Genomic DNA, 16,762 nt, shown 5'->3' on the forward strand with positions numbered 1-16,762 from the left:
GAAACAGAGTGTTTTTGTCAGTGGCAGTTTTGATGGAGGTATATAGAAGTAAAATTTTTTGTGATACTCTCGTTTTACGCAATATTCATGTTGATGAGCGGAAGCGTTTTGCCCGTTGAGTGTTTGTGAAATGTGAGAAGCACGATCTGTATTAAAGGAATATTTCGGTTTAGATATATCGCGTAAGTAATGTTCACTTCATGACGTGAAGTTAGATACAAGTGTTATTGCAAAATGACGTAGCTTTAGAGTTTGGATCGGAAGAGTCTTTGGGTAGGGATAAAGAGCATATTGATAGCCATGTAAAAACCCCGACCAAATGGTCGGGGTTGTATTCATTATTTCAATTCATTTTGAACTTGGTTTGCTACTTAGCTCAAAGCTGCTTGTGCTGCTGCGAGACGTGCGATTGGCACGCGGAATGGTGAGCAGGATACATAGTTCAAACCAACTTCGTGGCAGAAGAAGACGGAAGCTGGATCGCCGCCGTGCTCACCACAGATACCGCACTTCAGACCCTTCTTCGCCTTACGGCCCTTGGCGACTGCCATCTCAACGAGCTGTCCAACACCGGTGGTGTCGAGCGATTGGAACGGGTCGCGTTCGAGAATTTCATTGTTGATGTAGTCAGGGAGGAAACCGTTGACGTCGTCACGTGAGTAGCCGAATGTCAGCTGTGTGAGGTCATTGGTGCCGAAGGAGAAGAAGTCCGCTTCTTCAGCCACTTCGTCAGCGGTAAGTGCTGCGCGTGGGATTTCGATCATGGTACCGATGGTGATGTCGAGCTTGCCAGTATACTTCTTGGCCTTCTTGACGTTTTCGATGGTTTCTTCAGCGAGAGCACGGAGTTGTGCGAGTTCTTGCTTGGTGCCAACGAGTGGGATCATGATCTCTGGCTGAGCATTGACCTTCTTCTTCTTACAGACGATGGTCGCTTCGACGATCGCGGTCACTTGCATCACAAGGATCTCAGGATATGTGATCGAGAGGCGGCAACCACGATGGCCAAGCATTGGGTTCATTTCGTGGAGCTGCGAAACGCGTGACTTCACAGTTGCTGGCTTCACGCCAAGGATCTTGGCGAGTTCGTTCTGACTTTTCGCATCATGCGGGAGGAACTCATGCAGTGGTGGGTCAAGTAGACGCACGGTTACAGGAAGGTTCTTCATCGCGGTGAAGATGCCGACGAAATCCTTACGCTGATATGGAAGGAGTTTCTTGAGGGCCGCTTCACGGTCAGCAACGTTTTCTGCGAGGATCATTTCACGCATGGCAGTGATACGGTCGCCCTCGAAGAACATGTGTTCGGTACGGCAGAGGCCGATGCCTTGAGCGCCGAACTGGCGGGCACGTTTTGCATCAGCAGGTGAGTCCGCGTTGGTGCGGACATCAAGCTTGCGGTATTTGTCAGCCCATTTCATGACGGTTGCAAAATCACCTGAGAGCTTAGGCTCAACAGATGCGATTTCACCCGAGAAAACTTCACCGGTCGAACCATCGATGGAGATGACATCGTTCACCCCGAAGGTCTTACCGTTAACAGTAAACTTCTTACCTTTTTCGTTGATGTGGACTTCGCCTGCACCAGCAACGCAGCACTTACCCCAGCCACGTGCAACAACGGCAGCGTGTGAAGTCATGCCACCGGTTGAGGTGAGGATGCCCGCAGCATTGTGCATGCCATCAACGTCTTCAGGCGATGTTTCCTTACGAACGAGGATGACTTGTTCACCAGCGTGCGTACGATCGACGGCTTCTTCAGCAGAGAAGGCTGGCTTGCCGAATGCCGCGCCGGGTGAAGCAGGAAGGCCAATAGTGAGTGGCTTAGCGGACTTCTTGGCGGCTGGGTCGAATGAAGGGAGAAGAAGCTGTGTGAGGTCGCCCGCAGGAATGCGCTTGACGGCTTCCTTTTCGCTGATGAGTTTTTCCTTCACCATGTCACAAGCAATCTTGACTGCAGCGGCACCGGTACGCTTACCGTTACGTGTCTGCAGCATGTAGAGCTTGCCTTGCTCGATAGTGAACTCAATATCCTGCACGTCTTTGTAGTGCTTTTCGAGGGTCGTCTTAATCTTCATCAAGGTTGCGTGAGCTTCTTTACCCACGGTTTTGTTGTTCGGGGCTTTCCACTTTGGCATCTCGGCAACAGGTTGCGGGGTACGGATACCAGCGACAACGTCTTCACCCTGTGCATTGATGAGGAACTCACCATAGAACTTGTTCTGGCCGGTTGCTGGGTTACGTGTGAATGCAACACCAGTACCGCAGTCATCACCCATGTTGCCGAAGACCATTGTCTGTACGTTCACTGCAGTGCCGGCGAGGCCGATGATACCTTCGATGCGGCGATAGATCACAGCCTTGTCGATCATCCAACTAGCGAAGACCGCTTCGATTGCGAGTGCGAGCTGCTCCATTGGATCTTGTGGGAAGTCGATGCCAGCATGTTTCTTGACGACTTTTTTGTATTCCGCACAAAGCTTGATGAGGCCTTGGATGGAAACGTCATTGTCTTCATGAACGCCTTCGCTGGCTTTGATCTTGTCAAACTCAGCTTCAAATGCGTGGTGAGGAACTTCGAGGACAACGTCGCCATACATGTTGATAAGGCGGCGGTATGAGTCATATGCGAATCGCTCGTTGCCGGACATATTTGCCATGCCGACGACAGCTTCGTCATTAAGACCAAGATTAAGGATGGTGTTCATCATGCCGGGCATGGAGACGGCAGCACCGGAGCGGACGGAGAGGAGAAGTGGGTTTGAGTTTGAGCCAAACTTCTTACCGGTTTCTTTTTCGAGGAGCTTGACGGCTTTTTCGCAGTCAGCAAGGAGGCCTGTAGGGAACTTACGCTTGTTCTTGTAGTAAGCAGCACAGCACTCAGTGGTGATGGTGAAGCCGGCGGGGACTGGCAGGCCGATGGAAGTCATCTCAGCGAGGTTTGCACCTTTGCCGCCGAGCAGCATCTTCATATCGCCTTTGCCGTCTGTCTTTGTTTTGCCGAAGTAGTAGACCATTTTGTCGGTCTTCTTCGCGGTGGATTTCTTCTTTGCCATGCCTGACATGTCCTTTGATATACGGTTAAAAAAGTTTGTTTTTCTGGGGGTGTCGGCGGTTTGGTCCAATCGCAAACCTACCGAATGGGGGGAACTTATAAATATAGATCAGCGATTCTAGTGGATGGAACGATAGCGTCAATTCGGCGGCAAGTCAGAACAACCGATAGAAATGTGTTAAGACCGAGTCTTGAAAGGGTCGTGGATCAAAAAATGCTGGAAATATAGGTATTTTAGCCTGCAGATTGGATCGGTTTGGTGGCAGGATGATCTTGCTCGACGATGATGACCTTATTGCGGAAATAGGTTTCGAACTGCGGCCAATCGAAGAAAAGGATGCCATCACTGGGGTCGGCGATCCGGATGCCGTACTTGTTGACCGCAAGAATAGTCACCATGTGCTGTTGAGTAGATTCGAACTGCAGCGGGGTTAGAGCTGGGAGGGGGATGGTTTTGAGCTGATCAACGTCGGGTTCGATGAGTTTGACGTTGTAGGTGGTGTATTTGAGGCTCTGTTGTAAACCATGCATCGCTCGCAGGAGGGTCGCGCCGGTACGGGGACGGGTTTCGGTGAGGACGGCCATTTCGGCTTCGGTGGTTGGATAACCCAAGCGGTTCAGAACAGTCGCGCAGGCTGCGGGGACGCAAGAGTAGTATTGCGATTGGCGGACAAGCGTACTGGGATCAACTTCCTGTGCGAGCGATTTAGCGGGTGTGGTTTGAAGCATCCAGATGCCGCCGTGGAGGAAGTAGATCGCACCGAGGACGCATGCCCAACCGGTGAGGTGGCGTTGGCGGGGAACATTACTCTTGCCACGTGCAATGCCGACGATGAGCATGAAGAATGGGACCGCAGCGACACCTTCGATTTTACTGAGAATGCCGAGTGGGATGATATTGAGAGCAAGTGATGGATGGCGGAGAAGCCAGACCCAGATTCCCAAGAATAAAATGCCGAGGATGAGACCGATGCGCGAAGCGTTTTGGTTTTTGTGTTGACCGAGGTGCAGGCCGAGCGTCCAGCCGAGTACAGCGAGAACAGCAATGATGAAAAACCAGCCTGCGGAAGAAAGCATGTAGAAAGCCCTCTTATTTCTGCCAATGTTATTGGCCGATAATGATGTGATCTTGCATGAGCAAGACACCATCTATTTCGTCGGCATAATTGTCACAGAACTTTTACACGGTATTGCACAAAACAAGACCCAATAATGACTTTGGATGTCTATGTCTCTTAGTGTAACTGTCTGTGGGTGATATCACATTCCATGGCGATCCATTTTGCATATCGCTTGTATTGCTTATATGCCTCATGGAGAGATGATGTTTTAATGATGTGGCTAAGGTGAGAAAAGAGATTGGTATTTTCGTGCTAGTTTTGACGTAAGAATTCGGGCACAGGTTGCGCTTTGCCTTCATGATTGACGCAGGCGACGACTGTTTCCGCTGAGGCGATGACTTTGTTATCGCGCAGGATTTTGTATTCGTGTTCGATCTTTATACCGGCGGTCGGTTTCATCGTGCAACGCACGATGAGTTCGTCATCATAAAAGGCAGGTTTGCTGAAGCGGATGTTCAGCTTGGCAACGACAATGAAGATGCCCTGTTCTTCCAGTTCTTTGTAGTGGATGCCACGTGAGCGGAGTAATTCTGTGCGTGCCATCTCCATCCAAACAGGATACGTCGCATGGTGGACGAGATTCATCGGATCGCATTCGTTGTAACGTACGCGCACCGGCATATCTATTTGTAAGTTAGACGGATCAGTTGCGGTATCCTGAATAGGATTGTTTTTTGCAGGGTTTTGTATTTGAGCCATGTTGGGTTCCCGGTTGCTTTGAATCATTTTGGATTATAGGCAGATGAGAGGCGAATGATTTTGTGAGTATTACTGAGGGGCGACGTTGGGTAAGTCTGGATATTGGACATTATAAAAATCCAATATCGCACGATATTTTGGTGCGTCTTTCAATGGTTGATTCTGGTATTGCAAATGACCCCAAGAACCAAAATTAGTTGAAGGTTCGACGTAATCAAATGCTGTATAAAGTGAGCCGCCGGCTTTCTGGAAAGCGGTCATATTTTGTATGTAGGCTCCATACATTTCTGGCAATTCCTGAGCTAGATCAACTGCCTGCCTTGCCGTGTCAGATCCCGGTACGATGTGTTGTCCTGCTTCATAGGTGATATATGGCACGTCATATTTGCGTGCGACCTCGCCTTGTTTTATACGAGCCGGTGCTCGTTTTTCGTGAAGCTGATTGAGTGCGCCTTGGATGAGTTGCAGCGCGATGGGACGTGCTTGAAAGTTTGGGATTTGTAGTACTTTTCCTCGCTCTGGGCGGTTGCCGAAATAGGCTGTGGTTGCCAGCGCATCAAAATTTCCTTTGCCGATCCTATGAGCGAGCTGATTCGAGATCCACGCGTTAACCTCCTGTCCGGAGATCACACGCACCAGTCGATTGGGTTGATCTTTGAATACATCCTCCCAAATCGTAAAGGTACGCCTCATCTGATCAGCCCAAACATCGAGCCAGTCTACTTTTTTGCCTGCTTCTTGGGATAGACGTTTGGCTTCGGCCATGATATAGCGATGCTGACTGAACACACCATTCCAGATCTCATTTGAGTATTCGATATACACTTTGCCATCGGGATGGAGATCACGTTTGACTTGCTCAGCAAACTGTCGGATGTAATTGTCATCCGCTAGGTGAGGCATACAAAACCAAGGATCAACTTTAAGCTGATTGGTCAGTAGCATCATGTATTCCAATGACATGCCTGGCGTTTCACTGATTTGCGTGTCGATGGTTGGGCGGTCTGCCCAAGTCACTTCTTTGTTGTTGTTAGTTCGCTGCCAGTTCATGAAACGAATGGTTTTGAATGGGCGAAGACGCTGTGTGTAGAGTGGGTTGAAAGGTGTCTCGAGGTCGGCCGTGCCGGGCAGCAAGAGCTTAAGATCGTGGATTGGATCCGCCGGATTGGAGCGTAGTTGGATCTCTAGATAGTTACGTGGTGTGACGGAAACCTTGATGAAGTTCTTGCCATACTCAATCGCGCGAGCATCCTTGGCGAAACGGATGGTGCCTGTGCCTTTGTAGGTGCAGATATATGTACCAGCGGGGTATCTGCCGCCGGTGCTGACAAAGACACTGCCTTTGGTGGTGCCGTTTTTCATGTCCTCCCATTTGGCGGCAAGTAGGACATTATTGAACGGGACGCTGGTGCTCCAGTAGCTGACAGGGGCAAGATTCATACCAAGGTTGGGGCTGGTTTGGATCTGGTTGCTGGTATTGAATGGATCATTGGCTTCTGTAGTTTGAGCGTGAATTTGTCCGATCACGCACAATAAAAGAAGCGCAATCATGCCTAGTGATTTGATGATTTGGTTGTGTTGGTTTTGGCAGCTTGGCGATATCATAGAGTTTCTCGGAAGCGGCTAGTTTGGGGGTGTGGGTGTGAAATCCACATATTCAGCAAGCGGTATTGTATCACCATGGTTCGTATCGGTGGTTGAATATGAGCGTCGCAAGTGATTGTCCGGATACGGTTAAGTATCGGCTCGAAGCTCACTGGTGGCTCATTTTATGGAGGTTGTCGCCAAAGGCAGGCGGATGACGATGATATTTCTGGCGAGGAGAGGGGAAGTGCTTTGCCAGATATTCAGAAGTTGAATGGGAACTTCCGGGGGAATGGGAGCACCTGGGTTCGAACCAGGGACCGATCGATTATGAGTCGACTGCTCTAACCACTGAGCTATGCTCCCGCTGGGGCAATCAGTATAGTCAATCTGGCAGGGTTTGTGCAGCGGACGGCCGTCATTTTCACGAAGGAATTGAGATGAGAAACAGAGTGAGTTTGTTAGTGGTAAGTTATGTGTTGCTTGGGATGATATTGGTGGGTTGTACCGGACCAATGACGTTTGTCGTTGGCATGACGCCGGGTGATAAAACGCTTAAAACACAGGTTGTGGAAAAAGAAGCCGGCAGTAGCGGGCAGCAAGTCGCCATCATTGATGTTACCGGCATGATTATGAACGCCCCCAAACGCAGCCTGCTCAGCGAAGGTGAACACCCCATCAGCCTACTACGTGAGAAGCTGGATTACGCAGCCAAAGATCCGCAGGTCCGTGCGGTGATCCTTCGCCTCAATACACCCGGTGGTGGGGTAACTGCAAGCGATGCGATGTACCGAGAGGTTATACGGTTCAAAGCACGTACGGGCAAGCCGGTTGTGGCGCTGATGACCGATGTGGCGGCCAGTGGCGGGTACTATCTTGCTTGTGCGACTGATGAGATTGTGGCCTATCCAACGACCGTTACGGGTAGTATCGGCGTGATCTTTCAAACAGTCAGCCTCAAGCCCGCGCTTACACGGTTTGGCGTGCAGACCGATGCGATCACTAGTGGTCCACACAAAGGTGCCGGTTCTCCCCTAGCAGTGATGACACCTGAGCAGCGACAAGTTATGCAGGTTATGGTTGATGATTACTACAAACATTTTGTGGACGTGGTAAAGAAGGGACGGCCGAACCTGAGTGAAGGCAATATCACGATGGCGACGGATGGTCGTGTATTCAGCGGTGATCAAGCTGTTGAGATTGGCCTCGTCGATAAGATTGGCGATCTGCAAACAGCTTATGAATCAGCCAAGCAACGCGCGGGTATATCACGCGCCGATCTGGTCATGTTCAAGCGGCCGCTTTCCTACATTGGCTCGCCATATGCGCAGGCGAATCTTTCCGGTGGTTCTCCGCAGGTAAATATGGCGCAATTCAATGTCGGCGGGAACATGGGCGGCCTCGGTTTACCAACCGGGTTTTATTACCTCTGGATGCCGAGCTTGAAGTAAACGTGCTATGATGCGGGTTGTGATGTGTGTGGGCGAGAGTTTGTGCGTAGCCGAATGGCGAGAATCTGATGAGCAAATTGGAACTGGAATGCCCGGGGTGCGAAAGCGTGCTGCGGCTGGACAAAGCCTTTGCGGGCGGGGTGTGCCGTTGTTCACATTGTGGCATGTTGATGAGTGTGCCTAAGCATCCGACGGCTCATGGTCAAATCACTAAAGTACAAGCAGTGCAACGTCCTGAGTCGCCGGGGGAAGGTGTCGGTACGGAGCATGTTCTCGAAGCTCAAGTGAAACCACCGCAAGATGAAAAAGACACTGATGAAACAGCGGGCAGTCATTGGGTGGGTGTGTTACTACTTGCACTGGCGATGTTGATCATCATTGCAGGGATTATTGTCGCAGTTTTGTATATGAATAGTGCCGCGCCAAATGCGGAATAGCGCCGGGTAGATTTGAAAAAAGTAGAATGTATGTATTTAGCCGAACGCGGTGATGCCGCCAGTTCCCCAAATCATCTGATAGAGATTCTTAAACAGTGTCGCCAGGAAGAAGTTGCTGATGATGATCGCGATGAAGCTGGTCACAAAAGCATCGGTTGCTGCACGACCAACGCCTGAAGCCCCTGCTCCGCAGTTGAACCCTTTGTAGCAACTGATCAAGCCGATGATCAATCCGAAGAAGAGGCCTTTGCCAAGACCGGTGAAGATATCCCATGGCCCGACGAAGGATGCTGAGAACGCCCAGTATTCACCACTGTCTACACCATAGCCACGAACAATCACAAACCATCCGCCGAGGATACCGAGTAAGTCACTGAACACCGTCAACACCGGCACCATGATTAGGCATGCCAATACGCGCGGTACGACCAGATAGGCAATTGGATCAGAACCCATTACCCTCAGCGCATCAATCTGTTCAGTGACGCGCATCGTGCCGAGCTCCGCACTGATCGCGCCGCCGACACGTCCTGCAATCATGACCGCAGCAAGCACCGGACCAATCTGTTTGAGAACTGAGATTGCAATGATCCCACCGAGACGAGCTTCCTGTCCGATGGCTTTGAACTGATCGAACGCTTCCACACCAAACACCATCCCAACGAACGCACCGACGAGCATCACTACGGGCATGGATTTCGTGCCGATGCTATAGAGTTGTGGTAGCAGCAAACGGAAGCGACCAAATGCGCCGCCGCCGCGGATTGCCCAACCAGTGGCGTACAAGCAGAACATAGTAAATCCGCCGGTACCGACCAGGCCATCCGAAACACGTTTGCCAATTTGTACTACCCTTGATGCGATCATGTCAGTGCTATTGTAACCCTTCTGTCATGCCATGTGTGAATATCCGGTTCAAGTTACCTAATCGTTATAAGCAACGATTTATTCATCGGCCAGCCCGACAGCGACAAACAGTCTTGCCAATCAAAAAGAACGGGATCAAAAATGTTCCGAATCGTACTTTGCATGGTTTGGCAACGTTATCGGTTGTTCTGCTTTCCATGGCTGGTTTGGCAAGGCATAATGTGGTCATGCTCCAAACGATTTCAATCCGCATATATCTCAACATGCCGTATGTTCTGCTTACGTTTCTACTGTTGGGTCTAATGGGCTGCTCCGCTAGTCAGGTGAGCAGCAGCAATAGTGTTGACATCACGTTGCGTGGCAGACAGTTCCAATTGGAGCTGGCGTTGACTCAGGCGGCCCGGTTCAAAGGACTATCGGACCGTGCATCAATCCCGGAGAATACAGGGATGCTGTTTGTGTTTCCGCAAGCGGATTACCGAGGGTTTGTTATGCGGCGATGTTTGGTGCCAATCGATTTAATTTATCTTGATCCGAATGGGCGAATCATTGGGATGTATGCCATGACTGTTGAGCCAGCGGGTACGCCGGAAGCTAAGTTAAAGGTATATGCCAGCCGATATCCTGCTCAGTTTGCGATTGAATTGGCGGGGGGAGAAATCAAAAAACTGGGGCTTGAGGAGGGCGAAAAGGTGGATCTTCCTCTGAAAGAGCTTAAGGAAAGAGCGCGGTAAGACGATGAAATGACAACAGGTTGGCATGCAGATCATGATCTGTAGGACAGGTGGCTGGTTGTTAGGGGCGAAACGGTTTTGAGAGGAAACATGTGGGCCGGCTCATTCTGATCACAGAAAACCAGACGTTACGAGACGAAGCCGAGCAATTTATGGCCCGCACGCTGAGTGATTGGCCCGATGTTGCTGGCAAACCCGTCTATCTCGTGATTAGTCTCGAAGAATTAAAAGAACATCATCAAACACTCACACAGGGTGTGGCTTGGCTATGGTTTGAAACAGCCGACAAGAGTAGCTTGTTTGAAGTACTTGGTACGGTACAGGATCAACATGTGCCGTGCATGATCACGTTGAGTGAAGGCGAAGAAACGCACGGCGAGATGTTCGATGATGGTATCGTGATCTGCCGGACGGACGTGCCACTTCGTGATTTTCAGGTCATGGTACAGACATTGTTCTGCCAGTATCAGATGATCGACGGGATGCGACGTGAAATGCGCGTCTTGCATGCACATCAGGGTGGGCTTGCTGATCAAATCGGCAAAATGGATGAAGAATTGCGGTTGGCGTCTCAGTTGCAGAAGGAGTTCTTGCCACGGAAGCTACCTTCATTGAATGATATTTCATTCGAAGTGCTTTGGAGGCCGGCGGGTTATGTTAGCGGTGATATCTACGATGTCGTGCGGCTTGATGAAAACCACATTGGTTTCTTTGTTGCTGACGCCGTCGGACACGGCGTGCCTGCAGCGCTCATGACGATGTACATCAAGCGTTCGTTACAAACCAAGAAGATCCTGCCGGGTAGCGAACCAGGCTATCGGATTCTTGAGCCGAGTGAAGCGATCGCCAAACTTAACCATGATATGATTGAACGCCAAGCCGGTAAGGTTCGTTTTGCTACGGCATGCTATGGCTTGTTGAACTGCAAAACGCGCACACTCAAGATTGCTCGTGCAGGCCATCCGTACCCGATGATTTTAAAAGGCAACGGCACAACGGAGATGATCGAACCCGAAGGTGGGTTGCTCGGTGTGTTTCCGGATGAGGAATTTGAGCAAGCAGAAGTGACATTAGATGCTGGCGATCGCATGTTGCTTTATAGCGACGGTTTTGAAGTCGCGTTTCCGGAACTGAGCAAAGGTAACAAGGACGGGCGTCTCGCGAATGAACAGTATCTTGAAGAATTCAAGATGCTCAGTGAAGGTACGTTGGAAGAGGTTTTTGATCGTTTTGCTTCGAAGTTAGATCAGCAAGCTGGCTCGTTGAATCAGCGCGACGATCTGACGGTGGTTTGTTTAGCTGTATCGGAAAGCGACTCCGGTGAAGATGCTGTAACAGATACTGCGCCTGCGAGTGCTGCTTAGTTTATTGACCAGAGAACAAAGATAGAATTAAAAAAACCCTTGCGATTTCAGCAAGGGTTTTTGTTTTAGGGTTGTGTCTCTATCCGTTGCAAGGTGGTTGGTACGCTGCAATCATGTCCTGCTCAATTTCAAAGCGTTTTTCTTCGTTGTTGACTTCGAGGATGCAAATCATGTTTGCATTATTTTTGTTGTAACATTCATCTTTATGATGATTCAGGAATCGCTGCTTCAAGTCTTGGGTTTCGCCAATGTAGAGAAGTGTTTGTTTAAATGAATCTCCGGAATTAGTGAGACGAATGATAAAGTAAACCGCAGGGATTCCATCGGGCCAATCCCTGTTCAGTGGATGGACTTGGCATTCGTGAGATTCCTGTGATTTTCCCGTAAACGTGATGGTTGAAGGTTGTGGCATGATTGCCCCCTTGCATAGAAGGTTAATAAAATAACGATATAAGTGTTAAGATATTGTTAGGTGATCATTTTGCCACAGAATTGCAGCTGAGTCAACTTGATTTTCGTTTATCGATGAAGAAAATTTGCTCGAGTAAGTTTGGTTAGCGTTATTGATGACAGCGTTATGTCAGTCAGCTTTAGTATTGAGCGGTTTAGAACAATATGAATGAAGCAGATTCAGGAAAGACTTAAAGGTTTGGAGATTTAATTAGCTTCCTAAAAACCCGGCATCCTTCAGAAGTTGATGGGTTAATTCTGATTTTGGCTTGGCGGATTTAGGCGGATTCAACAATTGAAGATTGTGCACGACAGTCTTGGTGATGATGTCGGCTTCGAGGTTCACACGATCATCGACAGCGGCAGTGCCAAGCGTGGTGACTTCGAGGGTTTCGGGAATGAGGGCGACGGCGAAGGATTTATTTTCCGTATCAACTGAAGCGATGGTGAGTGAGATACCATCAATCGCGATGGAGCCCTTATAGACGATGTAGGGGAGTATGTCCTGCGGGGGCGCAACGGTCACACGAACTTCATCATCACCCTTGTAAATATCAGTGATGGTGCCGACGCCATCGACGTGGCCTTGCATGAAGTGTCCGCCGAGAGGTTGATTGGGGAACACAGCCGGCTCGAGATTGATCTCGCTACCGATGGTCAAATCGCCCAGCTTAGAAACCTCCAGCGTTTCCGCGATGACATCGAAGCTCAGCGTGGTGTCGGTCCAGTCGACCACGGTGAGGCAGACGCCAGAGCAGCAGATTGATTCGCCCTGCCCCGGCTTGTAATCGTTCGGCGGATTCCATGCAGTACGGTCGATGATGAGCCGTTTGCCGAAGGAGTTGGTTTGGATGTCCTTGACGACGCCTTTTGCCTGTACGATGCCTGTAAACATGTCTGTATTGTAGTTACAGATCGGCTGGATAGCGAAATTGAAGGGGAATATGTCTTTTTTGTTTATGGGTACGGCTCTGGCAGGTCAGAAATGGAGGGAAAGGCGAAAGGCTGGTATCATTTGCGGTCTTAACACCCTCCGGAAGACCTCCGGTCTACGGGAACACGAAGTAAACCTTGTTATCAAAGAAGATGGATTGATGAAGAAGCGAACCCACAGTTGCGGCGGACTCCGAAAAGAACATGCAGGCCAAAAGGCAATTCTTGCGGGCTGGGTGAATAATTACCGTGATCATGGTGGCGTGATTTTCATCGACTTGCGTGATCGTGAAGGCATTACACAAATCGTCTTCCACCCGGAAGCCGGTGCAGCTCACGAACTCGCATCCAAGCTGCGTCATGAAGATGTCGTCCAAATCGAAGGCGATGTGCTTGACCGCGGGATTGATGACAAAGGCAAATCACTCGTAAATCCAAAACTCGCCACGGGTGAAATTGAAGTTAGTGCAACAGGTTTGGAAATCTTAAACAAATCTGCCACACCGCCATTTGCACCGGACGATGCACACAAAGTCAGCGAAGAAAACCGCCTGCGTTATCGCTTCATTGATCTGCGCCAGCCGAAGATGCAAGAAATTCTGCGTACACGTCACCGCGTGACAAAGATTATGCGCGATTACTTCGACGAGCAAGGTTTCTATGAAATTGAAACACCGTTCCTATGTAAGTCGACGCCTGAAGGTGCACGCGATTTCCTCGTGCCTTCACGTTTGCAGGCTGGCAGTTTTTATGCACTTCCACAATCGCCACAACTCTTCAAGCAAATCTTGATGGTTGCTGGTATTGAGAAGTATATTCAGATCGTGCGCTGCTTCCGTGATGAAGATCCGCGTGCTGACCGTCAAGCTGAATTTACGCAGCTCGACCTTGAGATGAGCTTTGTTGACCAGGAAGATGTCATTGCGGTAAACGAAGGCATGATCCGTCGTATCTGGAAAGAAGTGTTGGATGTCGAGGTGCCACCAATCGAGCGCATGCCGTTTGATGTGGCGATGAATGATTATGGTTCTGACCGCCCTGACCTTCGTTTTGACATGAAGCTTGTGGATGTGACGGATCTTGCAACTCAAACGGAATTCAAGGTCTTTACCGGTGCGGTCGAAGCAGGCGGCATCGTCAAAGCCATCCGCGTTCCTGGTGGTGCAAAACTGACTCGTAAACAAACCGATGCTCTTGCTGAATGGGTGAAGGAATTCGGCGCAGGTGGCCTGCCCATCACCAAGGTTGAAGGTGGCAAATGCTCGACCGGCATTGCAAAATTCATCGAACCCATCAGCGAAGAACTCGTCACCCGCATGGGGGCTGAAGATGGTGATTTGATCTGCTTTGGTGTGGATAAGAAACCAGCAACTGTACACCGTGTGCTCGGTGAACTGCGTGTCAAACTTGCGCATGATCTGGACATGATTGATGAGAACGAGTGGAAGTGGGTTTGGATTGTCGACTTCCCACTTGTGGAATGGCGTGAAGAAACCGGCCGCTGGTTCAGCACACACCATCCCTTTACCGCACCAAATGATGAAGACATGGACAAACTAGAAAGCGATCCAGGTGCAGTAAAGTCTAAGGCATACGATCTTGTGCTGAACGGTTCGGAGCTTGGCGGTGGTTCGATTCGTATCCACTCACAAGAAGTACAAACGCGCGTCTTCAAAATGCTCGGCATCGATGAAGAAGAAGCACAAGAGAAATTCGAATTTCTTCTCAACGCACTTAAATTTGGTGCGCCACCACACGGTGGGATCGCCTTTGGCCTTGACCGTATCGTCATGCACCTATGCGGTACCGATAACATCCGTGACGTGATCGCCTTCCCGAAAACGCAGAACGGTGCGGATCTCATGCTTGATGCTCCTGCCCCAGTTGATGTGGATCAGCTCAAAGAGTTGTCGCTCAACATCAAAGATGCAGAAGCTGAAAAGCCAGCGATCATTAAAGAGTAGCGATAAATTAAATACGATTGCAAAATCACAAAGCCCGGTTTATGCCGGGTTTTTCTTTTGTCATCAAGCCGGATGATTCGAAAGATGTGACAAACAAATCGTGTCGACCTGCGGTTGTTACGGTATCATGTGGCTCTAGTATCGCGTCATTATTGAAAGTCATTTATGTGCGGCATTGCAGGGATATTTCGTTTTGATGATCACCCCGTGGGGCAGCGGCAGTTGCAGCAGCTGGAAACGCAGATTGCTCATCGCGGTCCAGATGGACAAGGTGAAATCATTGCGGGATCTTGTGGTTTAGTACATTCGCGTCTGAGCATTATTGATTTGTTCACTGGTGCGCAGCCAATGTCGTTGCCTGCCGATTATTGTTTCGGCGAGCTGAACGTTGTCTTTAATGGTGAGATCTACAACCACCGGGCTTTACGGGAGGCACTCGAGGCGAAGGGCCACCGCTTTCTCACCGACCATAGTGATACTGAGGTGTTGTTGCACGGCTATCGTGAATGGGGTGATGGCTTGCCTGCCAAGTTGAGCGGGATGTTCGCCTTTGCAATTTATGATCAGCGTAATCAAGTTTTGTTCTTAGCTCGAGATCGTGTGGGAAAGAAGCCGCTGTTTATTTTTCAGAACCCACGCAAGATTGCCTTTGGTAGTACTATCCCCGCGCTACGCACACTGGTTTCTAACTTGCAGATAGACCATGATGCACTGCAAAACTTTTTACGTTATGGCTACACCTTTCAAAACAGTTTGATCCAAGGTATTCACGAAATCACGCCAGGTAGTTGGATGCGCATCGGATACGACCAAAAAGTTGAGCATCAGAAATATTGGCAGCCTCCACTTGTGCATCCGGATGCTCCAGAGATTGATCTTGAAGATGCTGTGCATGAGCGATTGGTCCGTTCAGTGGTAAGTCGTTTGGAATCGGATGTACCACTCGGCTGTTTCCTTTCTGGTGGGATTGATTCATCGCTCATAGCCGCCATAGCGCAGCAACATCTTTCTACGCAAGGTGCTGGCAAATTAAAGACATTCAGCGTTAAGATGCCGCAGAGCGATTACGATGAATCCACTCACGCACAGGCGGTTGCGGATCATATTGGCAGTGATCATCTGGCGCTACAAACGCGTCAGGCCGACGTGATTGATGACCTACAATTTCTGATGTCAATTTATGGAGAACCGACCGCAGACAGTTCAATCCTTCCGCAGTATTGGCTTTGCCGTGAGACACGTGGTTACGTGAAGGTTGCGCTCTCCGGCGATGGTGGCGATGAACTTTTTTCAGGTTACGATCGTTATCGTGCCCTTCAATTGTTGCGCCGTCACCGTTGGTGGTTACGCGGTATGCCGCTTGGTATTTTTGATAGCAGCAAACCGAAATCACGGCGACATCGTATGGGGCGATTGATCCGTGCGGCACGAGCCGGTAAGCACCCAGCTCAGCAGTACCATCATATCTTCCATCTGTTTGATGAAGATCAAATCGCTGTTTTGTTTGATCGAGATATCGAGCCGCATGCGCCGGGTATCGCCATGCCGGATTGGCCAAACTACATGCCGGTGATGAATGCCGCGATGCGATGGGATTTCGAGCATTACCTCCCATATGAAACGCTTCGCAAGGTAGATCGTGCAAGCATGAGCGTGGCCCTAGAGGTACGCAGCCCGCTTTTAGATCGTGAAATTGCCGATCTAGTCATGCAAATACCTGCCAAAGATTTGATGGTCGGTGGGAAACAGAAAGCTGTTCTGCGCAACATTGCTAAGCGGTATTTGCCTAAGCGGATCGTTGCTCGTCCTAAAATGGGGTTCGCCTTACCGATCGGGCAATGGTTCCGCGATGATCTGAAAGCAGTATTAGGCGAACGTCTGCTTGAATCGCAATTGCCCGTATTTGGATTAAACAAGGATGTGCTTGAGAACCTATATCAGTCGCACGTTAAGGGCGAGGTCGATCATACGCATCGCTTGTTTGCACTTCTGCAACTTTCTCTCTGGTTGGATTGGTTGTCACATCCATCCTGACTATCACGTCGGTATGTTGATGCATGATGGTGTGCAAAACAGTCTCAAGAAAATAGGTGTCTGTCCGTG

At 49.7% G+C, this 16,762-nt stretch carries 13 protein-coding genes and 1 tRNA gene; 6 read left to right on the forward strand and 8 right to left on the reverse strand.

All coding sequences use genetic code 11. The features are described 5' to 3' along the window. Positions 1–371: 371 nt before the first annotated feature. From ppdK to ACQ6WK_RS06730, 5 genes are all read right to left on the reverse strand, one after another. On the reverse strand, positions 372–3,056 hold the full coding sequence (gene ppdK / locus ACQ6WK_RS06710; protein WP_432799972.1) for a pyruvate, phosphate dikinase: 2,685 nt from the start codon (positions 3,054–3,056) through the stop codon (positions 372–374). 233 nt (positions 3,057–3,289) lie between these two features. Next, on the reverse strand, positions 3,290–4,132 hold the full coding sequence (locus ACQ6WK_RS06715; RefSeq protein WP_432799973.1) for a cysteine peptidase family C39 domain-containing protein: 843 nt from the start codon (positions 4,130–4,132) through the stop codon (positions 3,290–3,292). 296 nt (positions 4,133–4,428) lie between these two features. Continuing rightward, on the reverse strand, positions 4,429–4,875 hold the full coding sequence (locus ACQ6WK_RS06720; RefSeq protein WP_432799974.1) for an acyl-CoA thioesterase: 447 nt from the start codon (positions 4,873–4,875) through the stop codon (positions 4,429–4,431). A 69-nt stretch (positions 4,876–4,944) separates the two neighbouring features. After that, the gene (locus ACQ6WK_RS06725) at positions 4,945–6,480 is read right to left on the reverse strand and encodes a hypothetical protein (RefSeq protein WP_432799975.1); all 1,536 of its coding nucleotides are present in this window, start codon (positions 6,478–6,480) and stop codon (positions 4,945–4,947) included. A 272-nt stretch (positions 6,481–6,752) separates the two neighbouring features. Then, positions 6,753–6,825: transfer RNA gene (locus tag ACQ6WK_RS06730), tRNA-Ile, on the reverse strand. Positions 6,826–6,899: 74 nt separating this feature from the next. Between ACQ6WK_RS06730 and sppA the strand changes: the two genes are divergently transcribed. Further along, positions 6,900–7,910, forward strand: coding sequence for a signal peptide peptidase SppA (gene sppA / locus ACQ6WK_RS06735; protein ID WP_432799976.1), 1,011 nt, complete (start codon positions 6,900–6,902; stop codon positions 7,908–7,910). Positions 7,911–7,978: 68 nt separating this feature from the next. Then, entirely contained in the window at positions 7,979–8,347 is a 369-nt protein-coding gene (locus tag ACQ6WK_RS06740) for a hypothetical protein (protein WP_432799977.1), read from the forward strand. Between the two features lie 36 nt (positions 8,348–8,383). Here ACQ6WK_RS06740 and ACQ6WK_RS06745 read toward each other — a convergent pair whose 3' ends face one another. Further along, a complete protein-coding gene (locus ACQ6WK_RS06745; RefSeq protein ID WP_432799978.1) occupies positions 8,384–9,214 on the reverse strand; it encodes an MlaE family ABC transporter permease in 831 nt (276 codons plus the stop codon). Positions 9,215–9,441: 227 nt separating this feature from the next. Between ACQ6WK_RS06745 and ACQ6WK_RS06750 the strand changes: the two genes are divergently transcribed. Both ACQ6WK_RS06750 and ACQ6WK_RS06755 read left to right on the forward strand, forming a co-directional pair. Continuing rightward, positions 9,442–9,948, forward strand: a complete 507-nt coding sequence (locus tag ACQ6WK_RS06750) for a DUF192 domain-containing protein (protein ID WP_432799979.1) — start codon at positions 9,442–9,444, stop codon at positions 9,946–9,948. A 92-nt stretch (positions 9,949–10,040) separates the two neighbouring features. Then, entirely contained in the window at positions 10,041–11,312 is a 1,272-nt protein-coding gene (locus ACQ6WK_RS06755) for a PP2C family protein-serine/threonine phosphatase (RefSeq protein WP_432799980.1), read from the forward strand. A gap of 79 nt (positions 11,313–11,391) precedes the next feature. On the opposite strand, the gene ACQ6WK_RS06760 is transcribed toward ACQ6WK_RS06755, so the two are convergent. Together ACQ6WK_RS06760 and ACQ6WK_RS06765 are read right to left on the reverse strand one after the other, a co-directional pair. Beyond that, the gene (locus tag ACQ6WK_RS06760; protein WP_432799981.1) at positions 11,392–11,724 is read right to left on the reverse strand and encodes a GIY-YIG nuclease family protein; all 333 of its coding nucleotides are present in this window, start codon (positions 11,722–11,724) and stop codon (positions 11,392–11,394) included. Between the two features lie 249 nt (positions 11,725–11,973). Beyond that, on the reverse strand, positions 11,974–12,657 hold the full coding sequence (locus ACQ6WK_RS06765) for a riboflavin synthase (protein WP_432799982.1): 684 nt from the start codon (positions 12,655–12,657) through the stop codon (positions 11,974–11,976). Positions 12,658–12,856: 199 nt separating this feature from the next. Here ACQ6WK_RS06765 and aspS point away from each other — a divergent pair, with 199 nt between their 5' ends. Both aspS and asnB read left to right on the forward strand, forming a co-directional pair. After that, positions 12,857–14,659: an aspartate--tRNA ligase gene (gene aspS, locus ACQ6WK_RS06770; RefSeq protein WP_432799983.1), complete on the forward strand. Its 1,803-nt coding sequence runs from the start codon at positions 12,857–12,859 to the stop codon at positions 14,657–14,659. 165 nt (positions 14,660–14,824) lie between these two features. Continuing rightward, a complete protein-coding gene (gene asnB, locus ACQ6WK_RS06775) occupies positions 14,825–16,693 on the forward strand; it encodes an asparagine synthase (glutamine-hydrolyzing) (RefSeq protein ID WP_432799984.1) in 1,869 nt (622 codons plus the stop codon). The last annotated feature ends 69 nt before the right edge of the window (positions 16,694–16,762 follow it).

Origin of the sequence: Poriferisphaera sp. WC338, from assembly GCF_050931845.1 — a bacterium.
Classification (GTDB): Bacteria; Planctomycetota; Phycisphaerae; order Phycisphaerales; family Phycisphaeraceae; genus Poriferisphaera.